The 24,208-nt window shown below is 69.2% G+C and carries 18 protein-coding genes and 1 other RNA gene; 15 read left to right on the forward strand and 4 right to left on the reverse strand.

The window, feature by feature from the left end; all coding sequences use genetic code 11:
- The first annotated feature begins 81 nt into the window (after positions 1–81).
- Positions 82–996 (forward strand): rhodanese-related sulfurtransferase, encoded by a 915-nt coding sequence (locus tag ACI7YT_RS04425; RefSeq protein WP_406249261.1) that lies wholly within the window; start codon positions 82–84, stop codon positions 994–996.
- 2 nt (positions 997–998) lie between these two features.
- Here the strand turns inward: ACI7YT_RS04425 and ACI7YT_RS04430 are convergent, their stop codons facing one another.
- From ACI7YT_RS04430 to ACI7YT_RS04440, 3 genes are read right to left on the reverse strand one after another with little or no spacing between them, the layout of a single operon-like run.
- Positions 999–3,260: a transglutaminaseTgpA domain-containing protein gene (locus ACI7YT_RS04430; RefSeq protein WP_406249262.1), complete on the reverse strand. Its 2,262-nt coding sequence runs from the start codon at positions 3,258–3,260 to the stop codon at positions 999–1,001.
- A complete protein-coding gene (locus ACI7YT_RS04435) occupies positions 3,247–4,449 on the reverse strand; it encodes a DUF58 domain-containing protein (RefSeq protein WP_406249263.1) in 1,203 nt (400 codons plus the stop codon). Before ACI7YT_RS04435 ends, ACI7YT_RS04430 begins: the two co-directional genes overlap by 14 nt.
- A gap of 10 nt (positions 4,450–4,459) precedes the next feature.
- The gene (locus tag ACI7YT_RS04440) at positions 4,460–5,437 is read right to left on the reverse strand and encodes an AAA family ATPase (protein ID WP_406249264.1); all 978 of its coding nucleotides are present in this window, start codon (positions 5,435–5,437) and stop codon (positions 4,460–4,462) included.
- Between the two features lie 106 nt (positions 5,438–5,543).
- Between ACI7YT_RS04440 and ACI7YT_RS04445 the strand changes: the two genes are divergently transcribed.
- From ACI7YT_RS04445 to ACI7YT_RS04500, 12 genes are all read left to right on the forward strand, one after another.
- Entirely contained in the window at positions 5,544–6,701 is a 1,158-nt protein-coding gene (locus ACI7YT_RS04445; protein ID WP_406249265.1) for an AI-2E family transporter, read from the forward strand.
- A gap of 9 nt (positions 6,702–6,710) precedes the next feature.
- An RNA gene (gene ffs, locus ACI7YT_RS04450) (signal recognition particle sRNA small type) lies at positions 6,711–6,801 on the forward strand.
- 59 nt (positions 6,802–6,860) lie between these two features.
- Positions 6,861–7,457 (forward strand): rhomboid family intramembrane serine protease, encoded by a 597-nt coding sequence (locus tag ACI7YT_RS04455; protein ID WP_406249266.1) that lies wholly within the window; start codon positions 6,861–6,863, stop codon positions 7,455–7,457.
- The gene (locus tag ACI7YT_RS04460) at positions 7,454–8,128 is read left to right on the forward strand and encodes a hypothetical protein (protein ID WP_406249267.1); all 675 of its coding nucleotides are present in this window, start codon (positions 7,454–7,456) and stop codon (positions 8,126–8,128) included. The genes ACI7YT_RS04455 and ACI7YT_RS04460 overlap by 4 nt, the downstream gene beginning before the upstream one ends.
- A gap of 54 nt (positions 8,129–8,182) precedes the next feature.
- The gene (pta, locus tag ACI7YT_RS04465) at positions 8,183–10,297 is read left to right on the forward strand and encodes a phosphate acetyltransferase (protein WP_406249268.1); all 2,115 of its coding nucleotides are present in this window, start codon (positions 8,183–8,185) and stop codon (positions 10,295–10,297) included.
- The gene (locus ACI7YT_RS04470; protein WP_406249269.1) at positions 10,294–11,514 is read left to right on the forward strand and encodes an acetate/propionate family kinase; all 1,221 of its coding nucleotides are present in this window, start codon (positions 10,294–10,296) and stop codon (positions 11,512–11,514) included. Before pta ends, ACI7YT_RS04470 begins: the two co-directional genes overlap by 4 nt.
- 238 nt (positions 11,515–11,752) lie before the next feature.
- Positions 11,753–12,637 (forward strand): carbohydrate ABC transporter permease, encoded by an 885-nt coding sequence (locus ACI7YT_RS04475; RefSeq protein ID WP_406249270.1) that lies wholly within the window; start codon positions 11,753–11,755, stop codon positions 12,635–12,637.
- Positions 12,634–13,572, forward strand: coding sequence for a carbohydrate ABC transporter permease (locus ACI7YT_RS04480; RefSeq protein ID WP_406249271.1), 939 nt, complete (start codon positions 12,634–12,636; stop codon positions 13,570–13,572). The genes ACI7YT_RS04475 and ACI7YT_RS04480 overlap by 4 nt, the downstream gene beginning before the upstream one ends.
- A 48-nt stretch (positions 13,573–13,620) precedes the next feature.
- Complete coding sequence (locus ACI7YT_RS04485; RefSeq protein ID WP_406249272.1) at positions 13,621–14,958, forward strand: extracellular solute-binding protein; 1,338 nt, start codon at positions 13,621–13,623, stop codon at positions 14,956–14,958.
- Positions 14,959–14,961: 3 nt separating this feature from the next.
- Positions 14,962–16,773, forward strand: a complete 1,812-nt coding sequence (locus ACI7YT_RS04490; RefSeq protein WP_406249273.1) for a BNR-4 repeat-containing protein — start codon at positions 14,962–14,964, stop codon at positions 16,771–16,773.
- Between the two features lie 52 nt (positions 16,774–16,825).
- The gene (locus ACI7YT_RS04495) at positions 16,826–19,078 is read left to right on the forward strand and encodes an FAD-dependent oxidoreductase (protein ID WP_406249274.1); all 2,253 of its coding nucleotides are present in this window, start codon (positions 16,826–16,828) and stop codon (positions 19,076–19,078) included.
- Between the two features lie 55 nt (positions 19,079–19,133).
- On the forward strand, positions 19,134–20,018 hold the full coding sequence (locus ACI7YT_RS04500; protein ID WP_406249275.1) for a LacI family DNA-binding transcriptional regulator: 885 nt from the start codon (positions 19,134–19,136) through the stop codon (positions 20,016–20,018).
- 1 nt (position 20,019) lies between these two features.
- Here ACI7YT_RS04500 and ACI7YT_RS04505 read toward each other — a convergent pair whose 3' ends face one another.
- Positions 20,020–20,820, reverse strand: coding sequence for a DeoR/GlpR family DNA-binding transcription regulator (locus ACI7YT_RS04505; protein ID WP_406249276.1), 801 nt, complete (start codon positions 20,818–20,820; stop codon positions 20,020–20,022).
- A 139-nt stretch (positions 20,821–20,959) separates the two neighbouring features.
- Here ACI7YT_RS04505 and ACI7YT_RS04510 point away from each other — a divergent pair, with 139 nt between their 5' ends.
- Positions 20,960–21,709, forward strand: a complete 750-nt coding sequence (locus ACI7YT_RS04510) for an HAD family hydrolase (protein ID WP_406249277.1) — start codon at positions 20,960–20,962, stop codon at positions 21,707–21,709.
- A complete protein-coding gene (locus ACI7YT_RS04515) occupies positions 21,706–24,189 on the forward strand; it encodes a glycoside hydrolase family 65 protein (RefSeq protein WP_406249278.1) in 2,484 nt (827 codons plus the stop codon). Before ACI7YT_RS04510 ends, ACI7YT_RS04515 begins: the two co-directional genes overlap by 4 nt.
- Positions 24,190–24,208 lie beyond the last annotated feature (19 nt).

Genomic DNA, 24,208 nt, shown 5'->3' on the forward strand with positions numbered 1-24,208 from the left:
TCTTATCCGATCGTCCGCGCGCCCGTGACCACGCCGGCCGTCTCGCGGGACAGGGCCAGGGAAGGCGCCTAAAATCTTGGAGTGGCAACTCCCAAGATCGTGCTGTTCTACGTGTTCACCCCGCTCGCCGACCCCGAGGCGATCCGGCTGTGGCAGCGTGACCTCGGCGAAGCCTTGCGCCTGCGCGGCCGGCTGATCATCTCGAACGACGGCATCAACGGCACCCTGGGCGGCGATCTCCCTGCCCTCAAGAAGTGGGCGCGCTCGTTCCGCTCCTACGCCCCGTTCAAGGACGCCGATATCAAGTGGAGCGAGGGCACCGGTGTCGACGACACCGGTCACAGCCTCGACTTCCCCAAGCTCAGCGTGAAGGTGCGCGACGAGATCGTGTCCTTCGGGGCCCCTGGCGAACTGCAGGTCGACGACCACGGCGTCGTCGGCGGCGGCACGCGTCTGACCCCCGAAGCGCTCCACGACCTCGTCGCCGAACGCGACGACGTCGTCTTCTTCGACGGGCGCAACGCGCTCGAGGCGCAGATCGGACGATTCCGGGATGCTGTCGTCCCCGACGTTGAGACAACCCGCGATTTCGTCGAGCTGCTGGATTCCGGTGCCTATGACGATCTGAAGGGAAAGCCGGTTGTCACGTACTGCACCGGCGGTATCCGCTGCGAGGTGCTGTCGAGTCTGATGAGCGCACGCGGGTTCGGCGAGGTGTACCAGCTCGAAGGCGGCATCGTCCGATACGGCGAGACGTTCGGAGACGACGGACTGTGGGACGGGTCGCTGTACGTCTTCGACGGCCGTGGGTCGGTAGATTTCTCCGATCATGCCGCCGTCATCGGGGAGTGCGTCGGATGCCGGACGGCCACGAAGCGCACTGCCAATTGTCCCGATCCGTCATGCCGAGTCCAGCAGGTGGTCTGCGAGGACTGCGGAGCGCTCGCCTGCGCGGCGCACGCAGCCGCGGCGAACGGGTTCGCACCGACCGCCTGACCTCACACGCTGAGCTGCACCGCCGGCCGCGCCACGAACAGCGATCGTGGCGCGCACAGGGCGACGAACCGGGAGCGGGCGTCGACCGACCCGCGCAGCTCCTTGAGGACGCGATGCAGCGGCTCGGCGAGATCCTCGGCATCCCGCGCCCGCCGGCTGCGCGTCCCCGACGATGCCGGCGCATAACTCGCGCGCTCGATCGCGCGCACCAGCGCCCCGAGCGACTCCGGATCCGCGCCCCGTTCCGTGGCGAGTTCGGCTGCGCGCACGCGCGGGCTCTGCGCATCGGACGGGTTGAGGCCGAGATCGACCATCGTGTCGCGCAGCTCGAGCCAGGCGCTCGCCGCGTCGCCGCCGCGCGCACGCCCCATCCGGGCGGCGCGGCGCAGACTCCGCGCCAGCAGCGGAAGCAGCAGCACGACCAGCGCCCCGGCGACCGTCAGCAGCACCGGCGTCGGGTCGAGCCGCTGCCGGACCACGTCGCCGCCGAGCGCCTCATCCGGGTTCTCCGGCGCGATCGTCGGGACATCGGACGGCGCGGCCGATGGCGCGGTCGTGGGCGTCGGCGTCTGGCCAGGGCCGGAGCCCGTCCCACCCGTCGTCTCACCGCGCGCGAAGGCGGTCGGCGTGCCGAGCGTCGCGGTCGGCTCGAACGGCACCCAGCCGATGCCCTCGAAGTGCACTTCCGGCCACGCGTGCAGCTGGTCGCTCATGACGGCGTACACGTAGTCGTCGCCGCGCTTCTCGTCCGTCAGCTCACCCGGCAGATAGCCGACCACGATGCGCACCGGCATCCCGAGCGTCTTGGCCATCAGGGCGAAGGCGCCGGCGAAGTGCACGCAGTAGCCGGACCGGACTTCCAGGAACGTCGCCACGGCCTCGGCGCCTGTGCCGTCGAAGTCCTCCTCGACGGGGGTGTCGATGGAGTACTCGAACTCGCTGCGGAACCAGTTCTGCAGCGCGATCAGCTTCTCGTAGTCGCTCGCGGAGTCGGCCGTGACGTCGGCCGCGGTCTGCGGGATGATCGCAGGCAGCTCCGAGAGGTCGTCCACGGTCTGATCGCCGCCGGCGGCCCTGGATGCGGCGATCTGCTCGAACGTCGGCCGCACGAGCGCAGAGGTCACCGTGTAGTCGCGCCCTGATGCGTCGACCGCCTCCGACACGACCGTCCGGTTGGAGGGCATCACCTCCCAGCCCGTCGACACGCCTACGAGCCGTTCCGCCGGGTAGGGGACGGGAAGTCGCGAGCTCGACAGCCCGAGGACGCGGATCGATGTCCGCCGGTCGTCGCCGGCGAGCTCGTCGCTCCACTCGGGGTCGCCGAAGCCGTCGGACAGCGACTGCGTCTCGTCGCGGTCCGGGCGCCACACCTCGCCGTTGAACCGCGACAGCGTGGCGATCCGCAGGTACGGGGCTGTCTCGGCGGTCGTCGCGAGCGACATCACCTGCGTGGGATTCGGCCGCCGCAGATCATCGCCCAGCCGCAGGGAGGCGTCGACGGTCACGCCGGACCCCGGCACCATCCACGACGCCGAGACCGGCAGGATCGGCGCCACGACCACGGTGAGCGCGATCGCCCCGACGCCGACACCGGCCATGACGACGGTGGAGGTGCGCCGAGCCGAATGCCGGTCGTGACCGGCGCTGCTGCGCAGCAGCATCAGGATCAGGGCGGCGAGGGCGACGAACCAGACCACGTTCGCGTCGCCGAGGGTGATGATGATCGGCAGCGCGCCGACGACGGTGACGAGCGCCGCTGCCGGCAGTGCCCTGCGGTGTGCGATCAGCACGTCGATGAGGATGATGACGACGGCGAACGCCGTGCCGAACACGGTGCGCAGCGCGAGCGTGTCCTCCAGTGGCGCTGACCCGTTGTAGACCTCGACGCCCGCCTGCACGGCGAGTTCGGTGAACGCCGTCGCGGTCGCCGGCGTCGGCAGGATGCCGAGCAGCGCGGTCTGCGGCAGCAGCATCGCCGTCAGCAGGAAGACGGATGCCGCGAGCTGCACGAGCACCGTCGTCAGCGTCCGTGCCGGGGCTGAGCGGTCCGCCATGAGGACGCGGACGATCGCCCCGATCAGCGTCACGATGAAGATGAGCGTGCCGACGATGAGGCTCCACTGGCCGGCCTGCACGACGGGGACGTACGGCCACAGGGCGACCACCGACGCGAACGCGGCCAGCAGCGACCGGCCGACGATCCCCTCCCGGCTCGGCTCGACGTCCATCGCCCAGGCGCCGGTCGGCGTCTCAACGCGGGACACGGCCGCCTCCGCTCAGCATCCGCTCCGGGAGCGCGAGCTCCCACGATGCCGAGATGTCGTCGGTGAGCACGGCGCTGGTCCAGCCGGACGCGGATGCCGCGGTGATCACCTCGGGGGCGGGGTCGGTGGCCAGCAGGATCGGGACGGCAGCGCCGCCGTGATGCAGCACCGAGTGGTCGGCTGCCCCGATGCGGCCGGTGATGACGACGAGCGGGCCGGGCGGTGTGCCGCCGACGATGGTCGCCAGATCGCGCGCCTCGCCGCGGGGCGCGAGCATGGCCAGCGCCACGAGGAGTTCGTCGCGGTCGTCCTCATGGCCGCGGAGCGTGCCGATCACGGAACCGGCGCTGTCCACGACATCGACGCTGTATCCCTCGGTGGCGAGGTGCAGTGCGATCGACGCGCACGCCGAGACGGCAGCCTCGAATGCCGGATCGACGCCGCGGTCGGCACGCGCCCAGCGCCCGGCGGCACGGTCGATCACGACGATGGCGTCCGGGCTCGACTCCTCTTCTTCCTGACGCACCATGAGTTCGCCGCGGTGGGCTGTCGCTCGCCAGTGGATGCGCCGCATCGAGTCGCCTGAGACGTAGTGGCGCGGCGAGAGGTTGTCGCTGCCCTGACCGAGCCTGCTGGAGGCGGTGTGGGCCGTGCCGCCGGCGGCGCCCCAGTGCGCGGCGAGCGGAGCGAGCGGGATCACCTCGGGGACCACCGTGACGGTCCTGGTGTCGCCGAACGCCTGCTCGCGCTGCGCGAGCCCGAACGGATCCACCGTGCGCAGGATGAGCGGACCGACCGGCCAGACGCCGCGGCGCACCCCGGTGATGGGGTAGCGGAGCACACCGGAATCCGGCGGGTACTCGCCCGAAGCGCTGCCGGTCACGGCATCCGGGAGGACATCCCGCCAGAGCCCGTGCGGGATGCGCAGCGAGCGCAGCGCGAAGCGCACCGCCACGCGGGATTCCTCGCCGACGGTCAGCAGATCCGTGGAGACCTGCCGGGTGACCGTGCCGCTGCGGCGCGGGACGTAGACGGCGAGCACGGCGAAAGCGGTGAGGATGAACAGCAGGACGGCGACGTAGACCAGGATCGGCGCCGAGACGATGTTCGCCGCGATCGTGAACAGCACGCCGAGCACGAGCGCACCCAGCCCGCGGGCGGTGAGAGGACGTCGGCGGCGATCGGACATCGGAGTCCGTTCAGAGGCGGGTCGCGACCGGCACGCGCACCCGATCGATGATCTGCGCGAGCGCGGCCTCGACCGGCTGCGCACCGGCGCGATGGACGCCGCGCGCCGGCAGCAGCCGGTGCGCGAAGACCGGGACGAGCAGGGCGGTGAGGTCGTCGGGGATCACGAACTCACGGGCATCCAGTGCGGCCCAGACCTTCGCGGCACGGACCAGCTGCAGCGTGGCACGCGGGCTCGCACCCAGGTGCAGGCTCGGGTCGGAGCGCGTCGCCTGCGCCAGGGCGACCGCGTACTCCTCGATGCTCGGGGCGACATGCACGGCACGGGCGGCCTCGATGAGGGCGCTCACGTCCCGCGATCCGACCACGGGGCGGATCGCCGCCAGCGGATTGACGGTGTCGCGCTGGCGGAGCATCAGAGCCTCGGCGGCCGCGTCGGGGTAGCCCATCGAGATCCGCATCATGAAGCGGTCGCGCTGCGCCTCAGGCAACGCGTACGTGCCCTCCATCTCGAGCGGGTTCTGGGTGGCGACGACGAGGAACGGATCCGGCAGCGGGTGCGTGCGGCCGTCGACCGTGACCTGCTGCTCCTCCATGGCCTCCAGCAGCGCCGACTGCGTCTTGGGGGAGGAGCGGTTGATCTCGTCGGCGATCACGATGTGGGCGAAGATCGCGCCCTGCTTGAACTCGAACTCGCGGTCGACGGGGTTGTAGACGCTGACGCCGGTGACGTCGCCGGGCAGCAGGTCGGGCGTGAACTGGATGCGCCGCACCGTCGCGTCGACGCTTGCGGCGAGAGCGCGCGCCAGCATCGTCTTGCCGACGCCGGGGACGTCCTCGATGAGCAGGTGCCCCTCGGCCAGCAGACACACGAGGGCGCTGCGCACGGCATCCGCCTTGCCGTCGATGACCTTGCCGACGGAATCGAGGATGGCGGAGGTCTGCTCCGCGAACCGCTCGGCCGTCATGGCGGATGCGTCCTGGTGCATGCGTCCCCTCTCGCCCTGCCTTCGCCCCTCATCGGGTGTGAATCGATCGTAACCCGCCGGGGGCGCGGGCGTACCGCCGGATGGCGGATGCGGTTAGCCTCGACGCATGGGACTCTTCCGCAATGATCCGCAGCGTGTGCGACTGGAGTCGCAGGACGTCGAGCTGAAAGCCACTCGGGCCCCGTGGAGCCTCTGGGCGGACGGATTCGGGAAGCTCGGCATCCGGGCCATCCAGATCATCGTCGTCGTGGTGGTCGCTGCGGGGATCATCTTCGCGATCCAGCAGCTCACGCTCGTGACGATCCCGCTCATGATCGCCCTCATCCTCGCCTGCGCGTTCACTCCGGTCATGAACGCGATGCGCCGACGAGGAGTGCCGTCGGCGCTCGCGACGGTCATCACGCTGCTCGCGATCGTCGTCATCCTCGGCCTGCTGAGCTGGCTGATCGTGTGGGCCGTGCGCGACCAGTGGGACGAGCTCTACTCCCAGGCGGAGGAGGGGGTCCAGCAGCTGCTCGCATGGTCGCAGACGCTGCCGTTCGAATTCCTCCAGCCGGAGCAGATCGATGAGTGGATCGCGACGCTCACCGACTTCCTCACCAGTGCCCAGTTCGGCTCCGGAGCGCTCGCCGGCGTCAGCGCCGTGGCCAACTTCGTCACCGGCCTCGTGCTGATGGTGACGATCCTGTTCTTCTTCCTCAAGGACGGCCCGCAGATGTGGGAGTTCCTGCTGCGGCCGTTCCGCGGGGAGAACTATCTGCGCGCTCGCCGCATCGGCGACAAGACGGTCAGCACGCTCGGGTCGTACGTCCGCGGCACCGCCACGGTCGCGGCGGTGGATGCCATCGGCATCCTGATCGGTCTGCTCATCCTGCAGGTGCCGCTCGCGATCCCCCTGGCCGTGCTGGTCTTCCTGCTGGCGTTCATCCCGATCGTCGGCGCCACGGTGGCGGGCATCCTCGCCGCTCTCGTCGCGCTGGTGGCGAACGGGTGGGTCAACGCGCTGTTCGTCGTCGGCATCGTGGTGCTGGTGAACCAGCTCGAGGGCAACTTCCTGCAGCCGGTCCTGATGGGCCGGTCCATGAAGCTGCACGCCTTCGTCATCCTCGTCGCGTTGACCGTGGGCACAGTGCTCGGCGGCATCGTCGGCGCGATCCTGGCCGTGCCGATCACGGCGGCGCTGTGGGGCGTGATCCAGGTCTGGGACGGACCGGACGCACCGGCCAGATGGGCGAGGGCGAAAGCACCCTCCGAAGCCCGGTAGACTGTTCGAAGCCCTCCGCGTGACGGCATCCAGGCCAATTCCCCCAGGACGGAAACGTAGCAAGGGTAACCGGGCTCTGTCGGGTGCGCGGAGGGTCTTTCCGTCTCCGGATGCCTGCTCTCTCAGCATCCTTCGGGTGCGCACTGACAGGATCTGGATGTGACCACACCGCGGACCCCCGCCAGGCAGAGCGCCGTCGCCCGTTTCGCGTCGCCGGTGATCCTGCTGGCGCTGATGTGGGCGGTCCAGCTCGCGGATGCCGTGCTGCCAGGGTCGTTCACCGGATTCGGACTCCGCTCGTGGGACCCGTCAGGGCTCGGCGGCATCGTGCTCAGCCCGCTCCTGCACGCGAACTGGGCGCATCTGATCGCCAACTCGCTGCCGTTCCTCGTGCTCGGCTGCCTCGTCGCGATCGAGGGCGCCGCCCGGTTCTGGCTCGTGACGGCGATCATCGCCGTCGTCGGCGGTGCGGGGACGTGGCTCGTGAACACGCCGGGAACCTTGACGGTCGGCGCATCCGTCCTCGTGTTCGGCTACTTCGGCTACGTCGTCGTGCGGGTGTTCGCGCCGGGCCGCGTGGCGCACCGGATCGGCTACGCGCTCATCGCCGTGATCGTGATCGTGCTGTACGGCACCGCGATGTTCGTCGGCGTGTTCGGAGCAGCCGATGGCGTCTCCTGGCAGGCGCATCTGTTCGGCGCGATCGGCGGCGGCATCGCCGTGTTCATCGGGCGATCCCCGGGGCGGCGGGCGTGAGCACTCGCCGCACGGCGACCAAGCGGCGTCCCGTCAAGCGGCGACCCGCGCGCCGACGCAGGCTCAGCGCCCGCAAGCGCGCGGCGCTGCGACGGCGACGTCGGCTCGTGCTGCGGCGCGTGCTGATCGGCGCCGGCTCCGTCGCGGCCATCGCCGCGCTGGCCGTTCTGCTGCCGATGACGACCGCGCAGGCTCCGGTCTGCGCTGCCGAACCGGCGAGCTTCCCGGCCGCGGGGATCGAGGGCTGGCAGGGCGAGCAGCTCGAGAACGCCGCGACGATCGTGCTCACCGCACGCGAGCGGGGCTTGGGCCGTGACGGACAGGTCATCGGCGTGATGGCGGCGATGGGCGAGAGCTCCCTGCGTGCGATCGACTACGGCGACTGGGAGACCTCGGGGGTCACGAATCCCGATGGTTCGCGGACCAGCAGCATCGGTCTCTTCCAGCAGCAGGACTGGTGGGGGAGCATCGAGCAGCGGATGGATCCGGCATCGTCGGCCGCGCTGTTCTACGACCGCCTCGCTCGGCTGCCCGGCTGGCAGGACCTCGAGCCGTCGCTCGCGATCCACCGGGTGCAGATCAACACCGACCCCACGCACTACGCGGCCTTCCGATCGGATGCCGAGGCCGTCGTCGATGCGCTGTCCGGCGCCTGCGAGAGCAGCGGCTGAACTTCTCCGGTTCCGGGTCCACCGCGGACAGGTGCGCCGCCGTAGGCTGGGGGCGTGGCGCGGAGCATCTACATCACCTCGGCTGAGGGGCACACCGGCAAATCCACGATCGCCCTGGGGGTGCTCGACGCGCTCATGCGCGTGACGCCGCGTGTGGGGGTGTTCCGCCCGATCGCGCGCTCGTCGGCCGAGCGCGACTACGTGCTGGAGTTGCTGCTCGCGCACGACGGGGTCCATCTCGACTACGAGGACTGCGTCGGTGTCACGTACGACGACGTCCGCGCCGACCCCGACAAGGCGCTCGCCACGATCATCGCCCGGTTCAAGGCCGTCGAGGCGCAGTGCGATGCGGTCGTCGTCATCGGCAGCGACTACACGGATGTCGGAAGTCCGGCCGAGCTCGGCTACAACGCCAGGATCGCCGCGAATCTCGCGGCCCCGGTGCTGCTCGTGCTGTCCGGCCGCGACCAGCAGCAGCGAGCCGAGCAGCTCGGCACGACCACCGCGCGCACCCCGGCCGCTGTGAGCCAGCTGGCGGCCCTCGCGCTCGCCGAGCTGGCCGCCGAGCGGGCCGAACTGTTCGCGGTGATCGTGAACCGCGCGGACCCGGATGCCGCGATCGAGACGATCGATGCCGTGCATGCGGTGCAGTCGGAGGCGACTCCGGTGTGGACGATCCCCGAAGACCGTTCGCTCGTCGCGCCGTCGATCCGGGGCATCCTGACCGCTGTCGACGGCCGCCTCGTCAAGGGCGACGACGACCTGCTCGCGCGGGAGGCGCTCAGCGTCGTCGTGGCCGGCATGTCGATGGTGAACGTGCTGCCGCGGCTGACCGCCGATTCGGTCGTCATCATCCCCGCCGACCGCACCGAGGTGCTGCTGGCCGCGCTGCTGGCGGACGCGGCAGGGACCTTCCCGTCGATCGCCGGCATCGTCCTCAACGGACCCTTCCCGCTCCCCGAGACGATCGAGAGGCTCCTGGACGGGCTCGCGTCGCGCGTTCCGATCATCGCGACGGACCTCGGCACGTACGACACCGCCGTCCGGGTGATGGGCGCGAGGGGGCGCCTGGCAGCGGATTCGCGCCGCCGCTACGACACCGCGCTCGGCCTCTTCCAGACGCATGTCGACATCTCGGAGCTGACGCGTCTGCTGGGGCTGGCCGAGGCGACGGTCGTCACGCCGCTCATGTTCGAATACGGCCTCATCGAGCGGGCGCGCTCCGACCGCAAGCACATCGTGCTGCCCGAGGGCGGTGATGACCGCATCCTCCGGGCGGCCGCCACGCTGCTGGCGCGTGACGTCGCCGAACTCACGATCCTGGGCGAGGAGTCCGCGATCAGGGCGCGAGCCGTGGAGCTGGGGCTGGACATTTCGGCAGCCCGGATCATCAGTACGACGGATCCTTCGTACGTCGAGAAGTTCGCCGCCGAGTACGCGCGGTTGCGTGCGCACAAGGGCGTGACACTGGCGCAGGCGGCCGACACCGTCACCGACGTGTCGTACTTCGGAACGATGATGGTGCATCTCGGGCTCGCCGACGGCATGGTCTCGGGGGCGGCGCACACCACGGCGCATACGATCCGGCCGTCCTTCGAGATCATCAAGACCAGACCGGGCGTCGACGTCGTCTCCAGCGTCTTCTTGATGGCGCTCGCCGATCGGGTGCTCGTCTACGGCGACTGTGCTGTGATCCCCGACCCGACCAGCGTCCAGCTGGCCGACATCGCGATCTCGTCCGCCCAGACGGCACGGCAGTTCGGCATCGACCCGCGGGTCGCGATGCTGTCGTACTCGACGGGAGAGTCCGGATCGGGGGCCGATGTCGACAAGGTGCGCGAAGCGACGGCGCTCGTGCGCGAGCGGGCGCCGGAGCTCCTCGTCGAGGGGCCGATCCAGTACGACGCCGCCGCCGATGCGGCCGTCGCGAAGGCGAAGCTGCCCGAATCCGACGTGGCAGGGCGTGCCACCGTGTTCGTCTTCCCGGATCTCAACACCGGAAACAACACGTACAAGGCCGTGCAGCGCTCGGCGGGGGCCGTCGCGATCGGACCGGTCCTGCAGGGACTGAACAAGCCGATCAACGATCTGAGTCGCGGCGCTCTCGTCGACGACATCGTGAACACGGTGGCGATCACGGCGATCCAGGCGCAGGGCGGTGCCGCATGAGCGTCGTCCTCGTCATCAACAGCGGCTCGTCGTCGCTGAAGTACAGCCTGATGGACATGGACCGCGAGCTCCCGCTGGGCGAGGGGCTGATCGAGCGCATCGGGCAGGATGCCGGTGACATCACGCACACCGTCCGGCGCGTCTCCGACGGGTCTGCGGCCCCGACCGTCCTCGATGAGAAGCATCGCAGTTCGCGGCGGATCGCCGACCACGACGAGGCGTTCCGGGTCATGCTCGAGCAGTTCGCCGAGCACGGGCCGCAGCTGGATGACAGCCCGCCTGTCGCGGTCGGGCACCGCGTCGTGCACGGCGGCGCCCGCTTCTTCGCCCCGACGCCGATCGACGATCTGGTCGAGATCAACATCGAGGACCTCTCAGAGCTCGCACCGCTGCACAACCCCGGTGCGGTCGCCGGGATCCGCGCGGGCCGTCGGGCCTTCGGATCCGTGCCGCACGTCGCCGTGTTCGACACGGCGTTCCACCAGACGCTGCCGCCGGCGGCCTACACGTACGCGATCGACAGGACCGTGGCGGAGCGGCACAGGGTGCGCCGATACGGCTTCCACGGCACGAGTCATAAGTTCGTCTCCGAGCAGGCGGCGCTCTTCCTCGATCGCCCGCTCGAGGACCTGCGGCAGATCGTGCTCCACCTCGGCAACGGCGTCTCGATGACCGCGATCGACGGCGGGCGGTCGGTCGAGACCTCGATGGGCATGACGCCGCTCGAGGGACTCGTGATGGGCACGCGTTCCGGCGACATCGACCCCGCTGTGCTGATCCATCTCGCGCGCCGCGCCGGCATGAGCACCGACGGCCTCGACACGCTGCTGAACAAGCAGAGCGGCCTGCTGGGGCTGGCAGGACGCAGCGACATGCGCGACATCCTCGCCGGTGTGGACGCTGGAGAGGATGCCGCGACGCTGGCGTTCGACGTGTACATCCACCGCCTGCGGGCCTACGTCGGGGCGTACATCGCGCAGCTCGGGGGAGTGGACGTCATCTCGTTCACCGCTGGTGTGGGCGAGAACGCCGCGCGTGTGCGTGCCGAGTCGCTGGCGACCTTCGGATTCCTGGGTCTCGAGATCGACGACGAGGCGAATGATCAGCGGCGCCCCGGCATCCGGCGCATTTCGACGGCGACGTCGAGCGTTGAGGTCCTGGTGGTCCCGACGAACGAGGAACTCGAGATCGCGCGACAGGCGCTCAGCCTGGCCTGACGCGGTTCGTTCCCCTGCTCTTTGGAAGCAGAGTGCTTCACGATGTCCAAAATGAACACGCCAAGGTAACTAATTAGAACAGATAAGAACTTCCTGTTACTCAAGCGTTACCGTTGTGAATTGACGAGGAGCTCCGGCTCGGCGATGCTGGTTCCGCACCCCTGCTGGGTTGTCTGCTCAAAGGCGACAGAGTCCGCACAGAGACGTGGGAAACATGACTTCACAACCAATAACAGAAGTGAACAAACCGAGACGCATCTCGGACAAGATGTTCGCTTTCCTTCTCGTCGTCCCCGGGCTCGCGCTGCTCGCGGCGGTCGTGGTCTATCCGCTGATCACGAGTCTCGTCACCGCCTTCTTCGAGCAGAGCCTGCTGTACCCGGGCCGGGAGTTCGTCGGGATGCAGAACATCATCGACGTCCTCCAGAGCGAGTTCGCGACGCTGTTCGCCCAGACGATGGTCTTCACGATCGGGACCACGGTGCTGCCGTTCATCATCGGGTTCGGGCTGGCGCTGGCGCTGAACACCCGCATCGCGGGATCCAAGGTCATGCGCGGACTCATGCTGATCCCGTGGCTGGTGCCCGGTGTCGTGGTGTCGTTCCTGTGGATGTGGATCTTCAACGCGAACTACGGCGTGATGAACGCCCTGTTGCAGGGGATCGGCCTGATCGACGAACCGCAGGCATGGCTCGCGCAGCCGGGCACGGCGATGCTGGCCGTGATCATCGCCAAGACCTGGCAGTCGTTCCCCTGGATGATGGTCATGCTTCTGGCGGGTCTGCAGACCGTGCCGCGCGAACTGCATGAGGCCGCCGAGATCGACGGCGCCGGCACGATCCGCCGCTTCTTCTCCATCACGGTCCCGCAGATGCAGGGGATCATCGGACTCGTCCTGCTGCTCGAGTTCATCTGGAACTTCCAGCACTTCGACATCATCTACGTCCTCACCGGCGGTGGGCCGGCGGGGAGCACGCAGACGTTCGCGACCGCCGTGTACGAGACCGCCTTCCACAGCTTCGACCTCGGCCGCGCGGGTGCTCTGGGCCTGCTCTGGCTCCTGCTGCTGATGATCCTCGTCGTCGTGTACGTGCGCTTCTCGGAGAAGGGGGAGAAGAAATGACCGCCACACTGCTGCCGGAGAACCCGGCCGCCTCAGCGGGGGCCACGGCCGCTCAGGTGCTCCCTCCTCGCAAGGCGCGCAAGCCGCGCCCGGCATCCGCCGAGCGGCGTGAGCGCCCTGGCGTGCGCATCGCCGCGTGGCTCACCATCATCGTCTTCGGCGGCTTCGCGCTGCTGCCGGTGTACTGGCTGCTCGTGACGTCGCTCACACCGAAGACGGATGTCTTCGCGTACCCGCCGAAGCTCTTCCCGACCGAGATCTCCTTCGAGGCCTACACGTCGCTGTTCTCCAACCCGCAGCTGTTCGTCTATCTGCAGAACAGCGTCATCGTGTCGGTCATCACCGCGATCCTCTCGGTGCTCGTGTCGGCCTACATGGGCTATTCGTTCTCGAAGTTCCGCTACACGGGGCGCCGCGCGCTGATGTACTTCGTGCTCGCGTCTCAGATGTTCCCTCAGGCACTGCTGCTGGTGACGCTGTACACGGTGTTCGCGGCGTACAACCTTCTGAACACCTACACCGCGCTGGTGCTGTCGTTCACGACCTTCACCCTGCCGCTGTGCGTCTGGATGCTGAAGGGCTTCTTCGACACGATTCCGGACGAGCTCATCGAAGCTGCGCGCGTTGATGGCGCCTCACGGCTTCGCATCATCCACTCCATCGTGCTGCCGCTCTCCGCACCGGGCCTCGTGGCCGCCGGGCTGTTCGCGTTCGTCCGCGGCTGGAACGACTTCATCTTCGCGCTGACGCTCGCCGGACCCGAGAAGCAGACGCTGCCCCCCGGACTCGTCAACACGTACGTCGGCGAGGCGTCCACGGCGTGGCCCGAACTCATGGCGGCATCCCTCGTGGTCTCGCTCCCCGTCGCGATCGCCTTCATCCTGCTTCAGCGCTTCCTCGTCGGTGGCATGACCGCCGGCGCGGTCAAGGGCTGATCCGCACGCGTATTCCCACCCACCAGACACATCGACAAGGAGGACGATATGTCCGCATCACCCCTCATGAACCTCGAGTTCAATCGCCGCCGTGCGCTGCAGCTGTTCGGCATCGGCGCCGCAGCCGTGACGCTGGCGGCCTGCGCGCCGACCGGGACCGGCGGCGGCACGGGTCCGGCGGCCGGTGCCGGCTCCGCGGCCGGACTCAACGGTGCCGATCCGACCGATTTCTCGTTCGCTTCGTGGTCCTTCACCGAGGAGGCCGCGGCCCCCGCACTGGAGCAGATCGTCGCGTCCTACCAGGACAAGCAGTCCGTGACGGTGAAGGACGTCTCGTTCCCGTACAACGAGTACTTCAACCAGTTGCTGCTGCAGGTGCGAGGCGGTCAGTTCACCGGTGCTGCACACGTCGACGTCGCGTGGCTCGGGTCGCTGGCCGCACTCGGCAAACTCCAGGACCTCTCGTCGCTCACCGAGGGACGCGGCTACACGGATGCCGCGCTGAAGGCTGCGCAGTTCGACGGCACCCAGTACGCCCTGCCGTGGACGATCGGCGCGATCGGGCTCGTGACGAACTCCGAACTCCTCGCCAAGGTCGGGGTGACTCCTGAAGAGTTCCCGACCACGATCGACGCGTACGAGAAGACGCTCAAGGACCTCAAGGGGCTCGGCGGAGGACTCATCCCTTACGCGGCATCCACCAAGGCGGCGCAGCTGAAGGACATCCTCATCTGGATGCAGACCTTCGGCAGCCCGCTCGTCGAAGGCGACACCGTCACGATCGGCGACGACGCCTCGATCGAGGCCGTCACCTGGTACAAGGGGCTGTACGACCAGGGACTCATCGCGGCCGATGTCGATCGGTTCGATGCGCGTTCGCTCTTCGCGCAGGGGCGCGCCGCGATCTACGACGACGCACCGGTCGGGCGCAACGCGGTCGTCGGCGAATCGCCGGACCCCGACCTCGCGAACAAGCTCGCTCCCGTCTCGCGTCCGGTCCTGAAGGACGGCGACACCCCGAGGGCACTGGTCTGGGGCGGCGCGATCGCCGTCATCGATGGGGAAGGCGCACCCACCGCCGGAGACTTCGCCCAGTTCGCGACGAGCGACCTCGACACCGTGCTGGCAGACTACGCCGTGCGCGGCCTGCCGCCGGTGACCACCGAGGCGCAGGAGTCCGACGTCGTCAAGGACGACGTGTTCGGGACCCTGTTCAGCGAGCGCATCACGGCGACGGCCACGTCCAACCCGTTCTGGGCCTTCACGACGTACTCCCAGATCGAGACCGAGATCGCCGAGCAGGTGCAGGCCGTCCTCGTCGGCTCGGCGACACCCGCCGACGCCATGAAGGCGGCAGGCGAAGCCGCCCAGAAGCTCGTCGGCTGAGTCATGCGTCGTCGTATCGCGGTCGGCGTGCTCGCCGGCGCGGTGCTCGCGACGGCGGGGTTCGTCCCCGCCGTCGCCGCACCGATGCAGAAGACCGTGGAGGACCTGCCGTTCCGCGTGGACGCCTCCAATCAGGCGGGGTGGTGGAATCCGATCGATGAGGTCGGCGGCATCGCCTACTTCGCTTACAACGCTCCTGGTCCGACCGCGGCGACGCACCAGGTGCACCTCGCTGCGCGTTCCCAGGACGGAGCGTGGACGGACGGGTGTCTTCAGGATGCCGCCGGCGCATGCGTGAGCTTCGTCGACGACAACGGCCACAACCAGCCGTCGATCGTCGTCGACGGGGAGGGCGTCATCCATGCCTTCGTCTCGATGCATCACGAGCAGTGGAATTACTTCCGCTCGACGACGGCGGGCGATGTCACGAGCCTCGTCGACGCGACAGCCGAGATGCCCGATCAGACGGCGACCATCACCTATCCGATCACCGCGCACGGCGCGGACGGCGACGCCTGGCTGCTGGTCCGCAGCGGCGCCGACCCGCAGGGGCGGCGCGACGGAGTGCTCTACCACTACGACCCGGATGCCGGAGCCTGGCAGCGCGCGACGACGATCGCCGGCGCGGCAGGGTACTCGTTCTACCCCGATGACCTCCAGGTGGACCCGGACGGCAGAGTGCACGTGCTCTGGGAATGGGGCCCCTGGCCCGCCGACCCGTCGCGTCATCTCGGGTCGTACGCCGTGTACGACCCGGCCACCGGTGCGACCGAGGACATCGCCGGTCAGACGATCGCCGGGCCGGTCACGCCGGACAGCGGCGGTGCGGTGATCTGGCGCGACTTCGGCACGGACGAGGACATCTCCAGCTACACGCCCGCGCTCCAGACAGCCAAGATGGCGCTGCGCGGCGATCAGCTCGTCGGCATCACGTACCGCTTCATCGAGAAGGACGCGACCGCCTACGACGTGCTGCACGCGTCCTGGGACGGCACCGCCTGGTCCAGCGAGACGCTCGTCGATGTCTCCGAACTCGGCACAGGTACCGCGACCAGCGCGACGATCGACATGACGGCGCACGGCGCCACCGTGCGGGTGTACGCCGCCGTCACCGCCCAGGTGTGCGGCGAGCTGCGCAGCCAGGTGGTGAAGATCGAGCGGGCCGAGGGGCAGGACGGCTGGACGTACGAGCCGGTCGGCGAGCAGCGCAGCGGACAGCAGCGGCTCCGGGCCACGACGACAGGCGCCGGCACCGACCTGCTCTATCTCAGCGCGCCCAACGCGAACCCGGCTCGGCTGTCGTATGCCGAGGTCCCACGTCTCGCCCCGCGTCGCCAGGGCGAGCAGCTTGCGGACATCGTCGACGCGTTGCGCGGGGATCTGGGCGGCACCAACGTCGCCCAGGGGGCGAGCGTCGTCGCGTCGTCCCAGCTCCGCGCCGACACCGGACCGGAGCGCGCCGTCGACGGGCTCTGCACGGACGCCAGCCGCTGGATCTCGGCGGTCGGCGACGCTGCACCGAGCATCGAGATCACCTGGCTCGAGGCCAGCGCGCTCGACGAGGTCCGCGTCCGCAGCGGCTACAGCGTGGATCCGGGCACCTCAGCGGTGCTGCGCGGATTCACGGTGCTCGTGCACACCGCGGACGGCTGGACCGAGGTCGGCACGTATACCGCCAACGCGGATCGGCTCGTGCGAGTCGACGTCGGAGGCCTGATCGCGGACGGCGTGCGCCTGGAGATCTCGGACCCCTCGGCATCGGAGACCGACGTCGCACGCGTCTTCGAGATAGAAGCGATCGCCGCGACCGGCTGAGCCCGGCGCCCGCGTCCCGCACACCCACCACCCACGGAAGGAACCCATCAGCATGCGCAGCCAGAGGATCGAGACCGACGTCGTCGTCGTCGGAGGAGGTCTCGCCGGGGTCTCGGCCGCCATCTCAGCCGCCCGGCTCGGACAGCGCGTGGCGTTGATCGGGAACCGGCCCGTCCTCGGCGGCAACTCGTCGTCCGAGGTGCGGGTGTGGGTGTGCGGGGCGACGGCTCACGGCAACCAGCGCTGGGCACGCGAGACCGGGGTCATCGGCGAGCTGTACGTCGAGAACCAGTACCGCAACCCGGAGGGCAACCCGATCCACTGGGATGACGTGGTGCTGGATGCCGTCAGGGCGGAGGAGAACATCACGCTCTTCCTGAACACCGATGTCCGCGAGGTGGCCGCACATGGGCCGGAGAACGACCGGGTGATCGATTCCGTCACCGGGTGGACCATGGGGTCGGAGATCACCACGGTCTTCACCGCGCCGGTCTTCCTGGACTGCACGGGCGACGGTCTCGTCGGTCACCTGGCCGGTGCGCGCTACCGGCTCGGCAAGGAGGGCAAGGCGGAGTTCGGGGAGGAGTGGGCACCCGAGGAGCCGAAACAGGAGTTCCTCGGCTCGACGCTGCTGTTCTACTCCAAGGACCTCGGACGCCCGGTCGATTTCGTCGCGCCCGATTCGACGATCGACATCACGACGACCCCGATCCCTGAGTCCCGCATCATCCGCTCCGGCGACAGCGGAGCCGCGTACTGGTGGGTCGAGTGGGGCGGCGAGCTGGACATCGTCGACGACAACGAGCGCATCCGCGACGAACTGCGCGGTGTGATCCTCGGCATCTGGGACTACATCAAGAACTCAGGACGCTTCGTCGCCGACACCCTCGATCTGGAGTGGATCGGCAACATCCCCGGCAAGCGCGAGTACCGCCGGTTCATCGGCGACTACACGCTGCATCAGGGCGACATCGTCGATCAGACGTCCTTCGAGGACGGCGTCGCGTTCGGCGGGTGGTCCATCGATCTGCACCCGGCCGGCGGCATGTACGCGACCGGTGCCGGCGCGGTCCAGCGCTTCTCCAACGGCGTCTTCGAGATCCCGTACCGCTCGCTGTATTCGCAGAACGTGAGCAACCTGCTCATGGCCGGTCGACTCGTCTCCGCGACGCACATCGCGTTCGGTGCGGCCAGGGTCATGGCCACCTGTGCAGCGATGGGGGAGGCCGCCGGTACCGCCGCGGCGCTGAGCGTGACCCGCGATACGTCGCCGCGAGGGCTCCATCAGCACCATCTGCCGGAGCTGCGTCAGACCCTTCTGCGCGCCGACGCCACGCTGATCGGCGTCGCGAACGAGGATCCGGACGATCTCGCCAGGGCGGCGTCGGTCACGGCATCCGGTTTCACCCGGACGATCGGCACGGATGCCGCCGGCGACGGCATCCCGCACCCGCTGACCGACGACATCGGGATCGTCGTGCCGGTGACCGACGAGCTCGGCGGCATCGCCCTGCGCGTGGCGGCCGATGCCGACACGACGCTCGTCGTCGAGGCGTTCGTCTCCGATCTCCCGCAGAACGTGATCCCGGTGGAACGGGTGGCCGCGGCATCCGTTCCCGTCCCGGCGGGCGAGGCGCGCTGGATCGATATCGAGCTGCCGTACATGTCCGATCGCGCGCGGAACGTGATCGTGGTCGTCCGGCACGATCCGACGGTGACGCTGTTCACCACCACCGAGCTGCCTCCTGGCGTCCTCACCCTTGTCCATCGCATCGACAACGACGATCAGAACGTCGAGATCAGCCGAGGCGAACTGGTCGTGCAGTGGCCGACCAAACCGCTCCGAGGACGCTCGGTGCTGTTCCGGGCGCTTCGGGAATCCGCGGTCCTCGCCCCCGAGCGCGCGACCGGCGGATTCAACCGACCCTACGACGGACCGAACATGTGGGCGTCGGAGCCGATGATCCCCGGACGCGACGAGTGGCTGCGCCTGGACTGGGATGAACCCGTCATCGCGAGCGAGATCCGGTTGGTCTTCGACGACGACGTCGACCTCGAGCTGAACACGCTGCACCACCACCGGAGCCCTGACCGTGTCATCCCGCAGTTGGTGCGGGACTACCGGCTGGAGGTCCTCGGCTCAGGCGGGTGGACCATGATCGCCGATGTGCAGGACAACCGGCGCCGGCATCGTCAGCATGCGCTGCCGGCCGATCTCGGGGCCTTCTCCGCGGTGCGCCTGGTGGTGTCCGCGACGAACGGCGCACGGCAGGCGCGCGTCGTCGCGTTCCGGGTGCAGAGGTGAGCCGTCCGTGGGCGGTAGCGTGAGATCCCAGAGCATCTCGACGAGGAGCGTGGCCGTGAACGAAGCGCATGCGCGCAGTGCGCCGGTGAGCCGGCGCACGCGGACCGGCATCGTCGCGCTCGCCGTCCCTGACCTGAACGAGCCGTACTTCGCGGAACTCACGTCGCTGTTCGTCACGCGGGCGCACGAGCGAGGACTGTCGATCCTCATCCAGCAGACCGCGGGTCTCCACGAGCGCGAAGTCGACATCGCGAACGGGGTCGGCCTCCCTCCGATCGACGGGCTCATCCACATCCCTCGGTCGCTCACGGTCGGCGATCTGACCCGGCGCACCGCGCCGGGGCCCATCGTGCTGCTCGGCGAGCACATCCAGGTCAGCCCGTTCACGCACGTGACGGTCGACAACAAGGGCGGCACCGATGCCGCGACGGTGCACCTCGCCGATGCAGGATGCCGCCGCATCGCGTTCATCGGCCGCCGGGATGCCCTGCCGTCGGATGCCGCGGATCAGCGTTTCGCCGGCTATCGAACGGCGGTCGACCGGCTCGGTATCGGCGATGACGCGTCGCTCGTCGCGACCGTCGATGCGTTCACGCCGGAGGAGGGGCACCGCGCGATGGCGGATCTTCTCGCCCGCGGCGTAGCGTGCGACGGGGTGGTCTGCTCGAACGACTCCCTCGCCTTCGGCGTGCTCTCGGCGCTGCACGACGCCGGTGCGCGCGTCCCGACCGACGTGGCCGTGATCGGCTTCGACGACGTGCACGCCGCGCGCTTCTCGGCCCCGACGCTCACCTCGGTCGCCCCGGACGACGGTGCGCTCGTGGACGCAGCGCTGGACCAGTTGGAACGTCAGATGAACACGCCGCCCGGCATGGACATGCCGGTGCGGCACGTCGTCGTCGGGGCGCGCATCGTGAAGCGCGCGTCGACCGAACGCTGATTCAGTCCGCGGCGGGCGCCTCGACCGGGGCGAGCGTGAGTTCGACGTGGGCGGCGAGCTGCTCTGCGGCATCGGCCGGCAGCGCGTCGTCCATGATGAGGCGGTCGATCTCGTCGACGTCCACGATCGTGGTGAGCCCGACGGCGCCCCACTTCGAGTGATCCGCCAGGACGACGGACGTGCTTCCCGTCGCGATGAGGGCGCGGTTGGTCTCGGCCTCGAGCAGATTCGAGGTCGTCAGGCCGGCCTGGAGATCGACGCCTCGCACGCCGAGGAAGACCAGGTCGCAGTGCAGCACTTCGAGCGCGCGCACGGCGATCGGGCCCACGAGGGCATCGGCCGGTGTGCGGACGCCGCCGGTGAGCACCACCGTCTGCGTGTACGGCTCGTCGGCGCGGTCCGGGCGCGCGAAGACATCGGCGACCGGAAGCGAGTTGGTCACGATCGTCAGGTCCGCGATGCCGCGCAGCACGCGGGCGAGTGCCCACGCCGTCGTGCCACCGGAGAGTCCGATCGCCATCCCCGGCTCGACGAGTTCGGCCGCGCTCCTGGCGACGGCGTTCTTCTCGGCGAGTCGGAGGCGCGTCTGGGACGCGAAATCGACGTCTGACCTCTCGGACACCCGTGGGATCGTGGCACCGCCGCGGACCTTGTCCAGCACACCCTGCTGCGCGAGGACGTCGATGTCGCGGCGGACCGTCATCTCGCTGACGTTCAAGGTCGTCGCGAGGTCGGCGACGGCCGCGGCTCCGGCGCGGCGCACTTCGGAGACGATGCGCGAGCGGCGTTCGGCAGCGAGCACCTGGACCCCTTTCGATCTGCACGCCAGTCTGCCATGCAGCCGCGGTGCGGGCGTAGCGTCGGGCGCGCTCGGCGCATTACGCTGGCAGTGGCACACGGAGGTGCCGGCCCGAAACTCCGATGCTCCCTTGGAGGCCTGCGTGTCCGACCCCCTGCCCGATCTGCGCACCATGTCCGGTGTCCTGTTCGACCTCGACGGCGTCCTGACGCCGACGGCCGAAGTGCACATGCGTGCGTGGCAGGCCGTGTTCGATGAGGTCTTCGCCCGATGGGGTATCGAACCGGCGTACACCGATGAGGATTACTTCGCGTACGTCGACGGCAAGAAGCGCTACGACGGAGTGGCGAGCCTGCTGCGCAGCCGCAACATCGAGATTCCCTGGGGCGCCGTCGAGGACGCGCCCGAAGCGGAGACGATCTGCGGTATCGGCAACCGCAAGAACGCGGCCTTCTCGGCATCCCTCCGGGCCGAGGGCATCGTGCCGTACCCCGGCTCGCTCGCCCTGCTCGAGCAGCTGCGGGATGCCGGCATCCGCATGGGCGTCGTCTCGAGCTCCAAGAACGCCGAGGAGGTGCTCGGCAGCGCCGGCATCCGCGACTTCTTCGAGATCGTCGTCGACGGCGTGGTCGCCGAGCGCGACGCGCTCGCGTCCAAACCCGCCGCCGACATGTTCACCGCCGGCGCTGCCGCGCTCGGCGTCGACGTCGCCGCATCGGCAGCCGTCGAGGATGCCGTGGCCGGCGTCGCCTCGGCAGCAGCCGCCGGTTTCTCGACCGTCGTCGGCGTCGATCGCGGCGCCGGACCCGACGTGCTGCGGGCGTCCGGCGCCACCTGTATCGTCGATGACCTTGCCCTGCTGCTCCCGACCACACCTTCGGAGACCGCATGATCGATCGCGACCGCTTCCCCGTCGACCCGTGGCGTCTCGTCGAGACGCGCTACACCGAGGACGGCGTCTCCGAGACGCTCTTCGCAGTCGGCAACGGCTACCTGGGCCTGCGCGGCAATCACATCGAGGGGCGAGGCGCGCACGAGCACGGCACGTTCATCAACGGCCTGCACGAGACCTGGCCGATCCGGCACGCCGAGCAGGCGTACGGCTTCGCGGAGGTCGGGCAGACGATCATCAACGCCCCCGATGCCAAGGTCATGCGCGTCTATGTGGACGACGAACCGATCTCGTTCGACGAGGCGGATGTGCGCGACTACTCGCGGGTCCTCGACATGCGCACCGGCATCCTGACCAGGGAACTGGTGTGGGAGACGCCATCGGGAAAGCGCGTGCGGATGCGTGACGAGCGGATGGTCAGCTTCGAAGAGCGCCACCTCGCGATCCTGCGCCTCGAGGTGACCGTCGAGAACTCGGACGCTCCCGTCACGATCAGCTGTCAGATCCTCAACCGGCAGGACGGCGGCAACGTCTACGGCGGGACGCCGGTCCCCGCGAAGAAGGCCGGTTTCGATCCGCGCCGCGCCGAGAAGATCACCGAGCGGGTGCTGCAGCCGGTCGAGTACTGGCAGGACGGCCTGCGTTCAGCGCTGTCGTACCAGGTCACCGAATCGGGCATGACCGCCGCAGTCGTCGCCGATCACATGATCGAGACGGACAACGACTACAACGCGCGGCAGCTGTGCGAGCCCGACATCACGAAGAACGTGTTCCGGGTGCAGGCGAAGGCCGGCGTCCCGATCCGGATCACGAAGCTCGTGAGCTATCACACCTCCCGCGGCGTTCCGGCGCGCGAACTGGTCGACCGCTGCCGCCGCTCGCTCGACCGGGTCGCGGTCGAGGGCGTCGACGCGCAGTTCCGCGCCCAGTCCGAGTGGCTGGAAGCGTTCTGGTCGCGCAGCGACGTGCGCATCGAGGGTCAGGATGCCCTGCAGCAGGCGACCCGGTGGTGCTTGTTCCAGTTGGCTCAGGCCTCGGCGCGAGCCGACGGTTCCGGCGTCCCCGCGAAGGGCGTGTCCGGCTCCGGGTACAGCGGGCACTACTTCTGGGACACCGAGATCTACGTCCTGCCGTTCCTCACCTACACGTCGCCGCAGTGGGCGCGCAATGCGCTGCGCGCCCGCGTTCTCATGCTGCCGGCCGCGCGTCGCAGGGCCGCTCAGCTGAACGAAGCAGGTGCCCTGTTCCCGTGGCGCACCATCAACGGCGAAGAGGCATCCGCGTATTACGCGGCCGGCACGGCGCAGTACCACATCAACGCCGACGTCAGCTTCGCGCTCGGAAAGTACGTGCGCGCCACGGGCGATGTGGACTTCCTGCACCGCGAGGGCGCAGACATCGCCGTCGAGACAGCTCGCCTGTGGGCGACGCTCGGGTTCTGGCGGGGGACGAACGGGGACGCGACCTTCCACATCCACGGCGTGACCGGCCCGGACGAGTACACGACCGTCGTCAACGACAACCTCTTCACGAACGTCATGGCGCGCTTCAACCTGCGCCTGGCTTCGCGGGTGGTCCGCGAGCTCGCTGCGAGCGACCCGCGCGGCTTCGACGCCCTCGTCGAACGCACGGGACTGGATGCCGGGGAGGCCGACGCCTGGGAGCAGGCGGCGGACGCGATGTACATCCCGTTCAGCGAGGGCCTCGGCATCCATCCTCAGGATTCGCTGTTCCTGGAGCGCGAGGTGTGGGATCTGGCGCACACGCCGGATGACCAGCGCCCGCTGCTGCTGCACTTCCATCCGCTGGTGATCTACCGGTTCCAGGTGCTCAAGCAGGCGGACGTGGTGCTCGCGCTGTTCCTGCAGGGCAATCACTTCTCGGCGGAGGAGAAGCTCGCGGACTTCGAGTACTACGACCCGCTGACCACCGGCGACTCCACGCTGTCGGCCGTCGTGCAGTCGATCCTCGCCGCCGAAGTGGGGTACCAGGACCTCGCCAAGGAGTACTTCGAGCAGTCGCTGTTCGTGGACCTCGGCGACCTGCACCACAACGCGGCGGACGGCGTGCACGTGGCCTCGGCCGGCGGAGTGTGGACGGCGCTCGTGAGCGGCTTCGGCGGCATGCGGGATCACGGGGGCGAGCTGAGCTTCGATCCGCGGCTCCCGGCGGACTGGCCGTCGCTGTCCTACCCGCTGCAGTGGCGCGGCGCAGCGCTCGATGTCACCGTGACGCGCAACGAACTGCGGATGCATGTCCGCTCGGGCGATCCGGTGGCGTTCTCGGTTCGGGGCGCGTCGTACACGGCATCCGAAGGGCAGGATGCCGTGGTCGCGCTGGCCGGTCAGGGACCCGTGATCCCGGGGCGTCCGACGCTTCGTCAGTTCGCCGACGCGCGGCGCGATGACGGCACGCTGATGTCGGCATCCGTGCCGGTCGTGACGAGTGCGATCCCGGTGATCACCGGCTTCCCGGACTGAGGTCTCGATGTCGGCGGTA

This window comes from Microbacterium sp. M (genome assembly GCF_045181065.1).
GTDB lineage: Bacteria > Actinomycetota > Actinomycetes > Actinomycetales > Microbacteriaceae > Microbacterium.